This is a genomic window from Rhodococcus sp. P4_B6 (assembly GCF_056402215.1).
The window spans coordinates 1-13238 of the sequence record NZ_JBFUHV010000209.1; the positions used below are offsets into that span (position 1 = coordinate 1).

A 13238-nucleotide genomic window follows, 5' to 3' on the forward strand; every position below is an offset into this window, starting at 1 on the left:
TGTGACGACTGATGGCCTGCTGGAGTCCTTCGGTGTCGCCGGCTTCCAGCAAGTCCAGGAGATTTTGGTGTTCCTGGACCAGCACGTCCACGCGAGGATAAGAGACTCGAAGGTTGAGAATGCACATCCTCGATTCGGCTACGAGAGTGTCATAAATCCGGATCAAGCGCGAGTTTCCTGTCCCTTCGACAAATGAGGTGTGGAATTTCATGTCCAGTCGGGTGAGCGCTTGCCAGTCCGACATATCAACCTGCGCCGCCATTTCTGTCAGGGTCTCTTTCAGGAATTGGCAGGTGCGGTTGATATCTTCTTGTCCGGCGGTCAGGAGGATATTTGCGGAAGCTGATTCCACCGCCTCGCGGACGGCATAGATCTCTTTGATGTCGTCGATCGACAGCTCCGGAACGAAGACGCCGCGGTTCCGCAAACTGACGAGTATTCCCTCCTGGGCCAGCCGCTGGAGTGCTTCGCGGACTGGTCCCCTGGACGTGTGCAGGTGGCCTGCCAGGACGGATTCGTTGATCTGCTGACCGGGTCGGAAGACCCCTTGAATAATCTGTTCCCGTAGATGATCGGCAATCAATTGTGCCGTGGGTCGTCCCTCTAATACAAGCAGTCCCTCCGGGGTCTCCATGGAATTTCCCTTATCTCATTCATTGGCGCAAAGCGATCTAACGCGCCATTGCGGTGTACTTGTACTCGAGGTATTCATCGATTCCGATCTTGCTGCCTTCGCGTCCCAGTCCGGACTGCTTGACACCGCCGAACGGTGCTACCGGATTCGACACGAGTCCCGTATTGAGGCCGACCATTCCCACTTCCAGCGCGGAGGAAAAGCGCATGGCCGTGTCGACGTTTTCGGTGAATACATACCCGACAAGACCCCAGTCGGTGTCGTTTGCCAGGTGCACCGCTTCGTCCTCGCTGTCGAAGGGGGTGATCGCCGCGACCGGGCCGAAGATCTCGGTGGTCATCAGTTTCGCATCGAGGGGGACGTCCGTCAGGACAGTGGGAGTATAGAAGTACCCCGGTCCCTGTGGGCGAGTGGCGCCGGTCAGAACACGGGCGCCCTTGGCGAGGGCGTCGGCGACCAGGTCTTCGACCTTGTCCCGGCCGGCCTGTTCGATGAGGGGGCCGACCTCGGTTCCTTCCCGGGCGCCGTTGCCTACCTGTAGCTCAGCCATTCTCTTGGCGAATTTCTCGCCGAATTCCTCTGCCAGGGAACGGTGTACGAAGAAGCGGTTCGCGGCCGTGCATGCCTCGCCCATGTTCCGCATCTTGGCGATCATGGCGCCGTCGACGGCACGCTCGACGTCTGCGTCGGCCAGGACGATGAAGGGGGCGTTGCCTCCCAGCTCCATGGAGGAACGCATGACGTTCTCCGCAGCGTGGCGGAGCAGGATCTTGCCGACCGCGGTGGACCCGGTGAAGCTGACCTTCCGCGCGATTCCGCTGCTCATCCACGGCTCCACGACGTCGGCGGCGTTGGAGGTCGTGACGACGTTGAGGACACCGTCGGGCAGGCCGGCCTGCTGGAAGATGTCGACCAGGGCCAGGGACGTCAGGGGTGTCAGTTCCGAGGGCTTGAATACCATCGTGCATCCGGCGGCAATCGCCGGGGCGATCTTGCGGATGCCCATGGTCAGCGGGAAGTTCCACGGCGTCACCAGCACACAGGTTCCCACCGGCTCTTTGGTGATCAGGATTCGGGTCTTGCCGTCGACCGAGGTGGTGTGGTCTCCGCCGATACGAGTGGCCTCCTCGGAGAACCAGCGAAGAAACTCGGCGCCATAGGCGACTTCGCCCTTGGCTTCGGCGAGAGGTTTGCCCATCTCGGCGGTGATGATGGCGGCGAGCCGGTCGGTGTTGGCATTGACCAGGTCGAAGGCGCGGCGCAGGATGTCCGCGCGTTCGCGCGGGGTGGAGGTGGCCCACGTCGCCTGTGCGCTTCCGGCTGCCGCGATGGCGTCGAGGGCGTCGTCGAGTCCGCCGTCGGCGACCTCGGCGATGACTTCGTGTGTTGCCGGGTTTTCCACGGTGAAGGTGGTGGCGCTGGCGGCCTTCCGCCAGACGCCGTCGATGAACAGGCCCGTGTGGAGGGTGGTGGGGTCAAAGGAGGGGCTCATGGGACACTTTCGGTGGTCGAGGGACGGGTTCCGCCGGTGACGGACGGTGATTCGTCGCCGACGGAACCCGTGGAAATGGGTGTCTAGGTGGTGGCTGTCTTCAGCGCCTGAGTGAATTTGGTCAGGCCGCTTTGGATTTCGTCGCTGGTGACATTGAGCGCCGGGATGATGCGGATGACGTTCCCGTACGGACCGCAGGTCAGCAGGAGAAGTTCTTCGGTGACGGCGGCCTGCTGCACGGCCAGGGCCAGCGCCGCGTCGGGGGCATTGTCGGCCGTGGTGAATTCGACGCCCTGCATCAGGCCGTGGCCGCGGATGTTCCCGATTCCGGCGAAGTCGGTGTGGAGGCTCTCCAGGCCCGCGCGCAGCTCCTCGCCCCGAAGGTGGGCGTTCCACACCAGGTTCTCGCGTTCGATGACGCCGAGGGTGGCGACGCCGGCGGCGGCGGCGACGGCGTTGCCACCGTACGTGCCACCCTGGGAGCCCGGCCATGCCTTGGACATCAGTTCGGTGGAGGCGGCGATCGCGGAGATGGGGAAACCGCTGGCCAGGCCCTTCGCGGTGATGACGACGTCCGGCCGGATCCCGGCCCAGTCGTGTCCCCAGAACTTGCCGGTGCGCCCGACACCCGCCTGGACTTCGTCGACGATGAACACGATGCCGTGCCGATCGGCACGTTCGCGCAACCCCTGCAGGAAGGCGACAGGGGTGGGAATGTAGCCGCCGTCGCCGAGGACGGGTTCGATGATGAAGCCGGCGGTATCGGCGGGGGTGCTGATGGTCTGCAGGAGGTGATCGAGTTCCGTCAGGGCGAAGGCGACCGCTGTTTCTTCATCCCAGCCGTATCGGTAGGTGTGGGGGAAGGGTGCAACGTGCACCCCGCCCATCAGTGGGGAGAAGCCGGAGCGGAACTTGGTGCCGGCGGTGGTCAGCGAGGCAGCACCCACCGTCCTTCCGTGGAAACCGCCGTGGAAGGAAATGACGTTGGGTCGTCCGGTCGCCATACGTGCCAGACGGACCGAGGCCTCGACCGCTTCGGAACCGGAGGTGGCGTAGAAGACACTGTCGAGTCCGGCGGGCAGGAAGTCGCCGAGTTTCTCGGTGAGCTCGAGCAGCGGCTTGTGCATCACCGTCGTGTACTGGGCATGAACGATTTTGCCGACCTGTTCGCGGGCGGCGGCGACGACGTCCGGGTGGCAGTGCCCGGTGCTGGTCACACCGATTCCGGTGGTGAAGTCGAGGTACTTCTTGCCGTCGGTCGCGTACACCCAACTGCCGGCCGCGTAGTCGACGACGACAGGGGTGGCCTGCTTGAGGACGGGGCTGAGAGTTGCCATGGCTTGATACTTTCCTAAGGATTGTCAATTGTCAACAATCGGCAATCTGGGTTTGGGGTGTGGCGCGGAGGCGTGGCGAGGCGGCACCGGCCTCGCCACGCGGGGCGTGGCTTACGTAGGGCCATTAGCTTGCGTGCTGACGGCCGCCGGGCGCGTCGGCAGCAGCGTCCTGGCCCTGGAGTGCGTGGGCTGTCCGGAAGCGTTGGGGCCGAACGAAATCGAGCCCTTCAAAGGTTCGGGTGCCCAGGGCTTCGCCGGCGGCGATCTCACCGAAGCCGGACGCCATCTTGAAGCCGGCGCCGGAGAATCCGGTGGCGCAGTAGATCCTGCTGTTCTCCCGTAGGGGCCCGAGAAGGGAGTGCTTGTCCGCGGTGAAGAGATCCGGAAAGGCATCGGAGCGGACGATGTTGGGGAAGAGGCCGGGCAGGAATTCGGTGACTGTCTCGGTGGTCTCGGCGATTTCGTCTGCCGTGAGGTCCCGGGGCACGGTATCGGCCTGTGGTGTGGGGGCTCCGCGACCGTCCAGGGTGGCCTTGACGGTTACCCCGTCGACGCTGGGGGCCCCGTACATGGAGCGCTCCCCGGAGATGCGGATGAAGATCGGGAACCTGTCCGGGGAGAATTCGGAGGCGTCCCGGGCCACGAACCAGGACAGGAAGATTCGCCGTGTTTCGGTGACCGCCTTCAGGTAATCGGGCATCAGGCGCCGGGACCAGCCGCCCGAGGAGACGATGACTTTCTCGAACGTCCAGGAATTGTGGCCGGCGGTGACGAGCACGCCGTCGTCGGTTTCCCGGATGTCGTCGATCGGGGTGTTGGTCAGGACTGTTGCCCCGTTCGCCTGTGCGGCGGCCACCGCCGCGGTGACCGCACGGTCGGTCCGCAGGGCGCCTGCATGGGGGTCGAACACCGCGTGGTCGTCCGGCCGGAGGTTGTGCTGTGGGTACCGCTCGGCCATCTGTTCGCGGCTCAAGATTTCGTGGTCGGCCCCGTTGATCCGGGTGGTGTCGAGCAGGTGCGGAAGGTAGGGGCCGTCTACCGTTCCGATGGACAATCCGCCGCAGCGCGTCAGGACATGCTGACCTGAGTCGGCCTCGAGCTCGGCCCAGAGGCGGCGGGAGCGTTCGAGGATGGGGTAGTAGCTGGGCGTCCCTCGATACAGCATGCGGAACAGGCGGGTGTCACCGCCGACGGCGCTGCGGGCATGGCCCGGCGATTGTGCTTCGAATCCGACCACCGAGCCCGAGGAGCGGGAAGCCTGCCACAATGCCATGCTTCCGATGCTGCCCAGTCCGATGACGGCTAGTTGTCCGTCCATCGTGGTCAGAGCACCCTTTCCAGGAAGGCCTGGGTCCGTCGTTCCTTCGGGTGGGCGAGGACCTCGCGGGCGTCTCCGCGTTCGACGATGCAGCCTTCGTCCATGAACAGTAGGGTGTCCGCTACCTCGCGTGCGAAGCCCATCTCGTGGGTGACCACGATCATGGTCATGCCTTTTTGTGCCAGGTCCTTCATGACGGCGAGGACTTCACCGACCTTTTCGGGGTCGAGGGCGCTGGTCGGCTCGTCGAACAGCATGATCTGCGGATCCATGGCCAACGCCCGCGCGATGGCCACGCGCTGTTGCTGGCCTCCGGACAGCTGCGCGGGATAGTGGCCGCCGAACCCGCTCAGTCCGACGCTCGCCAGCAGTTGCTGCGCCTGCTCGGATGCCTGCTGCTTGTCACCGTGCTTGACCAGTACGGGGCCGGCCATGATGTTGTCCCGGGCAGTCATGTTGGGAAACAGGTTGAACTGCTGGAAGACGATGCCGACCTTGGTGCGTTGTTCGGCGAGGCGTTTGCGGCTCAGGGCGTGGAATGCGGTGTCGGTTTCGTAGTAGCCGAAGTGCTCTCCGTTGACCTTCAACACTCCCAGATCGACCGTCTCGAGGCCGTTGACGCAGCGCAGCAGGGTCGATTTTCCGGATCCGCTGGGGCCGATGATGCAGCAGATCTCACCGCTGGCGATGTCGAGATCGATGTTCTGCAGAACTGTCTTGGAGCCGAAGGATTTACGGATCCCACGGCCGTGAACCGTACCGTCGCAAGTCATCGTGCAATACCTTCCGGGTCTGTCAGCACAACCTTCTTCGCTTTCCGGGGAAGCCTGGAAGTCGAACGGGAGTATTTCTTCTCGAGCTGGGATTGCGGGTAGCTCAGAATGAGGGTCATCACCAGGTACCACAGGCTGGCGACGATCAGGAGCGGGATGGTCTCGTAGGTGCGCGCGTAGATCAGCTGTGCGCTTTGGAGCAGCTCGGCGACGCCCAGCACGCTGACCAGGGAGGTCTCCTTGAACATTCCGATGACCTGGTTTCCGGTCGCCGGAATGATCGAGGGCATCGCCTGGGGAATGATGACCTTGCGCATCTTCATCGCGCTGCTCATACCGAGAGAGTCGGCGGCCTCGATCTGCCCCTTGCCCACCGAGGAGAACCCTCCGCGGATGATCTCCGCCATGTACGCCGCCTGATTGAGCGTCAGGCCGACGACCGCGGCCGTGATCGGGGTGATCAGGGCATTGACGTCGATATCCGTGCCGCCGATCGACAGGTTCGGATACAGCGCGGCGATGTTGAACCAGAAAATCAGCTGCACCAGCACCGGGGTGCCACGGAAGAAGGTGATGTATACCCCTGCCGTTGCGGCAACCGGTTTGATGCTCGAGGACCGCATGATCGCCAGAATCAGCCCCAACAGCGTTCCGAGGACCATGCTGGCGACCGTCAAGTAGATCGTCAGTACCAGCCCGCGCAGGATCGACTCATTGGTGAAGTATTTGGCGACCACGTCCCACTGGAAGTTGGGATTGGTCGAGACGGAAACGACGAGGCCCAGGGCGAGCAGGATGCACACCGCCCAGGCCGCGTACTCGAACACACTTCGCCGCCGGAGCCTCGGTTTGAGGGCGGGATCCATTCCGTTCATCGTCGGGTTACTTCCGTGCGTAGTCAGTTGCACCATGGTCTCTCCTAGTTGAGCTTGGCGTCGGTGATGCTTCCGGCGGTGAGACCCCAGTTGGAGAGCGACTCTTGGTATTCGGGGCTGTTCAGGACGGATTGAACGGCCGCCTGCAGTGCGGGGGTCAGCGGTGATCCCTTCTTGAGGGCGACGGTGACGATGTGCTCCGAACGCGTGTCGACCTGGGGAGTGAGGACGGTGATCGCGTTGGGCTGCTGCGTTTGTGCCCATACCAGGGCGGGGGTGTCGTAGAAGACGCCGTCGACCCGCTTGGAGGACAGCTGGGTCAGCGCCTCCTGGACGTTGGGGAGGGTGATGCCATTGATCGCCGGCTTTCCTTGGGACACGCACGTCCATTCGGAGATGTTGGGCAGGTGCTTGAGCTGCGCGTTCGAGCCCTTCGTCACGGCAATGTTCTTGCCGCACAGGTTGTCATTGCTCAGGCCCAGTGGGTTTCCGGCGGCAACGGCCACGGAAACCCCGCCGTTGAAGTAGTCGATCATGTCCAGCACCTTGAGCCGGTCGGGCGTGGGGGACATGGAGGTGGCGGTGAAGTCGAATCGGTCACCCTCGATGCCGGGAATGATGGTGTCGAAACTGGTGTTGACGAACTTCAGCCCGAGTCCGAGCTTCTTGGCCACCAGGCGGGCCACGTCCGGGTTGAGGCCGATCGGGGTGCTGCTGTCGTCGGCAAGGAAGGTGGTGGGCGGGTAGTGGAGGTCCATCGCCACCGTCAGTTCGCCCTTGTCCTTGTATGAGGCGGGCAGCAGGGCGACCGCGGCGGGGTCCGCCTGTACGCCCTCGGAGATATCGGCCGTATTCGACGTCGAGCCCGCGGCCCCGTCGCTGTCGGCGGTGCTGCACGCGCTCAGGGCCACCAGGAGGGCGACGCCGACCGCTGCGGCTTGGACTCTTGTTCTTGTCTTCATGGGTTTCCTTCGAATGATTTCAGCGGAAGAGGGTGCGCTGAACGGATCGCGGGTTCTCAGACTCCCGGCCGGGTGCGTATCCCGTCGCCGCAGGTCGCGGGGCGTGTGCGTGGGGGCATCTGCACTTCCGGATAGGACTTATCCAACCACTTCCACCCCAGATTGTCGACAGTTAACAGCGACGTTCTTCACAATCGATTCCGGCGGTGCAGTGCATCACCCTACGCCGATAGCAAACTGTTGACAATTGACAATTTGGCGGCTTAGGGTCGTTCTAGCAGGCAGCGGAGTCCTGCGCAAAGGCGGCGACGACCGCCCGCATCTCCGCCTTCACCCGGGGACGGCAGTGGTTCCCGCATCAGCCACTGCTTCCCCTTCACTGAAACGGATAACCATGGCAGACAAGACTTTCCGGCCGAAGTACGTCTCCTTCGACTGCTACGGCACGCTCATCAACTTCGACATCGATCCCACCACCCGCCGGCTGCTCGCGGGCCGTCTCCCTGAAGAGCAGTGGCCCGCGTTCAAGAAGGTATTCCGCGGGTACCGGTACGACGAGGTCTGCGGCGACTACAAGCCCTACGAGCAGATCCTTCAGGATTCCTTCGACCGGGTGTGCAAGCGGTGGGGCATCGGGCCGACCGAAGGCGCCGGCGCACAGTTCGCCGAGGCAGTACGCGGCTGGGTTGCCCACGAGGACGTGCCGACTCCGCTGAAGCTCATGGGCGAGAACTACAAGCTGGTGATCCTGTCCAACGCAGACGACAGCTTCCTGGACATCAGCGTTCCGAAGCTCGGTGCAGACTTCCACGCCGTCTACACCGCCGAGCAGGCCCAGGCCTACAAGCCGCGCTACCAGGCGTTCGAGTACATGCTTGACACCCTGAACGCCAAGCCGGAGGACTTCCTCCACGTCTCCTCGCACACACGGTACGACATGATGCCCATGCACGACATGGGCTTCCGGAACCTGGTGTTGCTGGACCGTGGCTACGACCCCATCACCGCGGGCTACGACTACACCACCGTCGATTCTCTCGACGAGCTCAACAAACTCCTCGGTCTCTGATCCGCGGGCAAGGCGAAAGGTCAATCGTGAAACTCATCCCCTATTGGCTCGATACTGCTGAGCCCTCCGGCGACTACCGCCGGACGCCGGTGCCCGACGAGGTCGATGTCGCCGTCATCGGCGCCGGATTCACCGGGCTCTCCGCGGCCGTCGAGTTCGCCAACCAAGGAGCGAGCGTTGCTGTCCTCGAACGGCATACGGTCGGTTGGGGCGCATCCGGCCGCAACGGCGGGATGGCGACCACGGGATTGGCGATCGGCTTCAACACCGCGGTGAAGCGCTACGGGGGTACCCGTGCCGTGGAAATGTTCCGCGAGTACAACGATGCCATCGACACCATCGAAAAATTGGTGCACAACTACGGCATCGAGTGCGACTTCCAGCGGTTCGGGAAACTGTCGCTGGCCTTTCATCCCTCCCACTACGAGGGAATGCTGAAATCGCAGGAGCAGCTGGCCGCCCTGGCCGACTACGACGTGATCACCATCCCGAAGTCCGAGATTCACAGCGAAATCGGTTCCGATTTTTATCACGGAGCGATGCTCGATCCGCTGGGAGCAGGACTGCACGTCGGGAAGTTCGCGCACGGCCTGGCCGGGGCGGCCGTTGCCGCGGGCGCAGTCGTGTGTGAAAACGCCGCGGTCACCGAACTGCACAAGGTCTCGGGAACCGTGCACGATGTGCACACCACCCGCGGCGTCGTGCGAGCGAAGCAGGTGCTGGTGGCCACCAGTGGCTACACGGGCGCGGTGACGTCGTGGCTGCAGCGGCGCGTGATCCCGGTGGGCAGTTTCATCATCGTCACCGAACCGCTGCCGGACGAGGTGGTCGACCGCATCCTGCCGAACCGGCGACAGTCCTCGGACAGCAAGATGCTGACCTACTACTTCCGCATCACCCCGGACAACCGGCTGCTGTTCGGCGGCCGGGCCCGCTTCGCGCTCTCCAGCCCGGATTCGGATGTCAAGAGCGGCAAGATCCTGCGCCAGGCCATGATCGAGCTGTTCCCGTACCTGTCCAACGTCAAGGTGGACTACACCTGGGGTGGACTGGTCGATCTGTCCATGGATCAGATGGTCCACGCCGGCATCCATGACGGTGTGTTCTATTCGCTCTGCTACAGCGGACACGGTGTCCAGATGGCGGCGCACATGGGCAAGAAGATGGTCGCCTACATGGGCGGYGACAAGACCGCGAACGTCTGGGAAGACCTGAAGAATCCCCCCGTTCCCGGGCATTTCGGGCCCCCGTGGTTCCTGCCGATCATCGGTGGCGCCGCGAAGATCATCGACCGCATCAAATAGGCAGGGTAGGCAACCTCATGCTCTCATCCACAATTGTCGTTGACGCGCGCCCGGAACCAGAGGCCCGTCGGTCAGAGACCCCGGTTCTGCCCGGAGGTGCGTTCGTCGAAGGCCAATGGCAATCCGCCGACCTGACGCTGGACGTGCGCGATCCCCAGGATGGGACGCTGGTCGGCCGGGTGTGCACCTCGACGGCGCAGGACGTGCGGCGCGCGATCACCCACATCCACCGCCACCTGCAGATCGAGCCGTGGCCGCTGCGTTCGCGCCGACAGGCGCTCGAGAAGGCAGCTCTGCTGCTGGGCGAGCAGTCCGCGCGGTTCGCCACCATCATCGCCGCCGAAAGCAGCAAGACCATCACCGAGGCCGAGCGTGAGGTCCGCCGCTGCATCGAGACATTGCGGCTCTCGGCTGCCGCGTCGACCGAACTGTCCGGATCCACCCTGGACTTCGAGGACAGCCTCGCCTCCGGGCACAAGATCGGTTGGTACAGCCGGAAACCGGTGGGCATCGTCGCGGCCATCACACCGTTCAACGATCCCCTGAACCTGGTCGCGCACAAGCTGGGCCCGGCCCTGATCGCCGGCAACGGGGTGGTCCTCAAGCCCTCCGAGCGGACCCCGCTGAGCGGGCTGGCACTGGTTCAGCTGCTACTCGAGGCGGGAGTGCCGTCGGGCCGGATCGGGGCCATCGTCAGCGGCCCCGGTGTGGCCGAGGCGCTGGTCACCGACGAGCAGATCGACCTGATCTCCTTCACCGGCGGACCCCGGACCGCCGAAAGGATCGCCGCCGCCGCCGGGGCCAAGAAGATCCTCTCCGAACTCGGCGGCAACAATGCCACGATCGTCTGCGCCGACGCCGACCCGGCCGCCGCCGCCGAGGCGATCGTCGCCGGAGCCTTCGGGGTCGCCGGGCAGAACTGCCTCTCGGTTCAACGCGTGTACGTGCAGACCTCGCTCTTCGAGCGGGTCCTCGAGGAGGTCACTCGCGGCACGCAGGCGCTGCGGACGGGGCCGAAGTTCGACCGCCGCACCGACGTCGGACCACTGATTTCCGAGGACGAGGCCCGGCGCGTCGAGGACTGGGTGGACGAGGCCCTCGCCGCGGGGGCGTCGGTCCACGCGGGCGGGCAGCGGCAGGGCGCCTTCTACGAACCCACCGTCCTGACCGATGTGCCGGCGCAGTGCCGGGTGCTCCGCGACGAAGTGTTCGGCCCGGTCGTGACCCTCATCCCGTTCGTCGAGGTCTCCGACGCCGTCCACGCCGCCAACGACTCCGAGTACGGCCTCCAGGCAGGAATCTTCACACAGTCGATGGATCTGGCCTTGGCCATGGCCGAGAACCTGCACGTCGGCGCCGTGGTCATCAACGAGACCAGCGACATCCGCATCGATTCGATGCCGTTCGGCGGCTTCAAGAAATCCGGCGTCGGCCGCGAAGGCGTGCGGTACGCCGTCCACGCGATGACCGAACCCAAGAACACCATCGTCAACCTCGGAGAATCGGGGGCACCCCGGCAACTGCTGGGCGGCCTGCCAGAGCGGACCACACCATGAGCACACACAAGATCGCGGTCATCGCCGGCGACGGCATCGGGAAAGAGGTGGTCCCGGCGGCCATCGCCTGCCTCGACCGGATCGCGGAGGTGCACTCGCTCGACCTGGAGTTCACGTACTTCGACTGGGGGTCGGAATACTACCTCCAGCACGGCCGGATGATGCCCGTCGACGGCCTCGAGCAGCTTGCCGCGCACCACGCGATCTTCCTGGGAGCGGTGGGTTCCCCCGAGGTGTCGGACGCCGAATCACTGTGGGGCCTGTTGATCCCCATCCGCCGGGAATTCCAGCAGTACATCAATCTCCGGCCGGTGAAAACCTTGGACGGTGTCACCTCACCGCTGGCGGCCAAGGACCCCATCGATCTGCTCATCGTCCGGGAAAACAACGAAGGAGAATATTCGGAGGTCGGCGGCCGAATGTACCGAGGACTGCCGCACGAGAGCGCGGTGCAGGAAACCATCTTCACCCGACTCGGGGTTACCCGGGTCACGCGTTACGCCGCCGGTCTTGCAGCCTCCCGGCGGGGACACCTGACGTCGGCGACCAAGAGCAACGGCATCGTGCACACCATGYCGTTCTGGGATGAAGTCGTGGAGGACACGGCTCGTCTCTACCCCGAGGTCAGCCTGACCAGCGAGCTCGTGGACGCGCTGGCGGCGCATCTGGTCCTGCGGCCCTGGACCTTCGACGTCATCGTCGCCTCTAACCTGTTCGGTGACATTCTTTCGGATCTCGGAAGCTCCGTCACCGGCTCCATCGGGTTGGCGCCCAGCGCCAACCTGAACCCGGAGGGCGACTTCCCGTCCCTGTTCGAACCGGTGCACGGGTCGGCCCCGGACATCGCCGGCAAAGGCCTGGCCAACCCGGTGGGACAGATCTGGTCGGGGGCGATGATGCTCGAACACCTCGGCCACCCCGAGGCCGCCGACCACCTGCAGGCCGCGTTCGAGTCGGCCCTGCGCGAGGGCTTCGGCACCCGCGACGTCGGTGGAACGTCGTCGACGGCCGAGTTCACGGCCGCGGTCCTGTCCGCCATCGATGCCCTCGCCGCGAACCAGGCGGACCCCACGCCATCACCGGTGTCATGACCACGGCAGCGCAGCGCACCCGGCCGGTCGTCACGGTCCTCTACCGGCAGGCCCTGCCGCCCCGGTTGGCGGAGATCCAGGAGATCGCCAACGTTCGACTGACCACAGCCGACGGTCTCGCCGAGGCCCTCGACGGCGCGGACGTGCTGTACCAGTGGCACTCGTTCTCACCGGCGCTACGCGAGAACTGGGGTGCCGCCAAGTCCGTGCAGTGGGTCCATGTCTCGGCTGCGGGGGTGAGTCAACTCCTGTTCGACGAACTGATCGGCAGCGACATCGTCTATACCAACTCCCGAGGCGTTCTGAGCCGGGCCATCGCAGAGTTCGCGCTCGGATTCGTCCTGGATATGGCCAAGGATGCGCAGACCTCTTTCCGGCTACAGCAGCAACACCGCTGGCAACACCGGGTCACCCGCAAGATCCAGGGACAGTCCGCGCTGGTGGTCGGCACCGGCTCCATCGGCCGCGAAATCGCCCGCCTCTTCCGTGCCGTGGGCATGGAGGTCAGCGGCGCCGGCCGCACCCACCGGTCCGGTGACGACGATTTCCATCAGATTCACTCCTCGAAAGACCTGACCCGGATTGTCGGTGACTACGACTACCTCGTGCTGGCAGCCCCGCTGACCGCCGAGACCAGGGGTTTGGTCAGCGCCGACGTGCTCGCTGCGATGTCACCGACCGCACGCCTGATCAACGTCGGGCGCGGGGAACTCGTCGACACCACAGCCCTGACGGACGCATTGGCGTCCGGCTCGATTGCCGGTGCCGCCCTCGACGTCGTGGATCCCGAACCTCTGCCCGACGGACACATCCTGTGGGGCATGGAC

Annotated in this window: 12 protein-coding genes; 5 read left to right on the forward strand and 7 right to left on the reverse strand. The window is 64.6% G+C overall.

Annotation, left to right across the window (positions count from 1 at the left end; translation table 11 throughout):
• The 7 genes from AC1DWT_RS44570 to AC1DWT_RS44600 form a co-directional block, all read right to left on the reverse strand.
• The coding region (locus tag AC1DWT_RS44570; RefSeq protein WP_477925718.1) for a GntR family transcriptional regulator at positions 1–634 on the reverse strand (634 nt) is incomplete at its 3' end.
• A gap of 37 nt (positions 635–671) precedes the next feature.
• A complete protein-coding gene (locus AC1DWT_RS44575) occupies positions 672–2126 on the reverse strand; it encodes an NAD-dependent succinate-semialdehyde dehydrogenase (RefSeq protein ID WP_477925719.1) in 1455 nt (484 codons plus the stop codon).
• Between the two features lie 83 nt (positions 2127–2209).
• Positions 2210–3463 carry an aspartate aminotransferase family protein gene (locus tag AC1DWT_RS44580; protein WP_477925720.1) on the reverse strand — a complete coding sequence of 418 codons (1254 nt, stop codon included), beginning with the start codon at positions 3461–3463 and terminating at the stop codon, positions 2210–2212.
• A 124-nt stretch (positions 3464–3587) separates the two neighbouring features.
• Positions 3588–4781, reverse strand: coding sequence for an N-methyl-L-tryptophan oxidase (solA, locus tag AC1DWT_RS44585; RefSeq protein WP_477925721.1), 1194 nt, complete (start codon positions 4779–4781; stop codon positions 3588–3590).
• 5 nt (positions 4782–4786) lie between these two features.
• Positions 4787–5554 (reverse strand): amino acid ABC transporter ATP-binding protein, encoded by a 768-nt coding sequence (locus tag AC1DWT_RS44590; protein ID WP_072937550.1) that lies wholly within the window; start codon positions 5552–5554, stop codon positions 4787–4789.
• Positions 5551–6465 (reverse strand): amino acid ABC transporter permease, encoded by a 915-nt coding sequence (locus tag AC1DWT_RS44595; RefSeq protein ID WP_477925722.1) that lies wholly within the window; start codon positions 6463–6465, stop codon positions 5551–5553. Before AC1DWT_RS44595 ends, AC1DWT_RS44590 begins: the two co-directional genes overlap by 4 nt.
• 8 nt (positions 6466–6473) lie before the next feature.
• Complete coding sequence (locus AC1DWT_RS44600) at positions 6474–7391, reverse strand: ABC transporter substrate-binding protein (RefSeq protein ID WP_072937548.1); 918 nt, start codon at positions 7389–7391, stop codon at positions 6474–6476.
• Positions 7392–7785: 394 nt separating this feature from the next.
• Here AC1DWT_RS44600 and AC1DWT_RS44605 point away from each other — a divergent pair, with 394 nt between their 5' ends.
• The 5 genes from AC1DWT_RS44605 to AC1DWT_RS44625 form a co-directional block, all read left to right on the forward strand.
• Positions 7786–8460 (forward strand): haloacid dehalogenase type II, encoded by a 675-nt coding sequence (locus AC1DWT_RS44605; protein ID WP_072937547.1) that lies wholly within the window; start codon positions 7786–7788, stop codon positions 8458–8460.
• Positions 8461–8486: 26 nt separating this feature from the next.
• Positions 8487–9764, forward strand: a complete 1278-nt coding sequence (locus AC1DWT_RS44610; protein WP_477925723.1) for an NAD(P)/FAD-dependent oxidoreductase — start codon at positions 8487–8489, stop codon at positions 9762–9764.
• Between the two features lie 17 nt (positions 9765–9781).
• Positions 9782–11320 (forward strand): aldehyde dehydrogenase family protein, encoded by a 1539-nt coding sequence (locus tag AC1DWT_RS44615; RefSeq protein ID WP_072937545.1) that lies wholly within the window; start codon positions 9782–9784, stop codon positions 11318–11320.
• Entirely contained in the window at positions 11317–12411 is a 1095-nt protein-coding gene (locus AC1DWT_RS44620) for a tartrate dehydrogenase (RefSeq protein WP_477925724.1), read from the forward strand. Before AC1DWT_RS44615 ends, AC1DWT_RS44620 begins: the two co-directional genes overlap by 4 nt.
• Positions 12408–13238: D-2-hydroxyacid dehydrogenase (locus tag AC1DWT_RS44625; protein ID WP_477925725.1), on the forward strand; the 831-nt coding region annotated here is incomplete at its 3' end. The genes AC1DWT_RS44620 and AC1DWT_RS44625, both read left to right, overlap by 4 nt.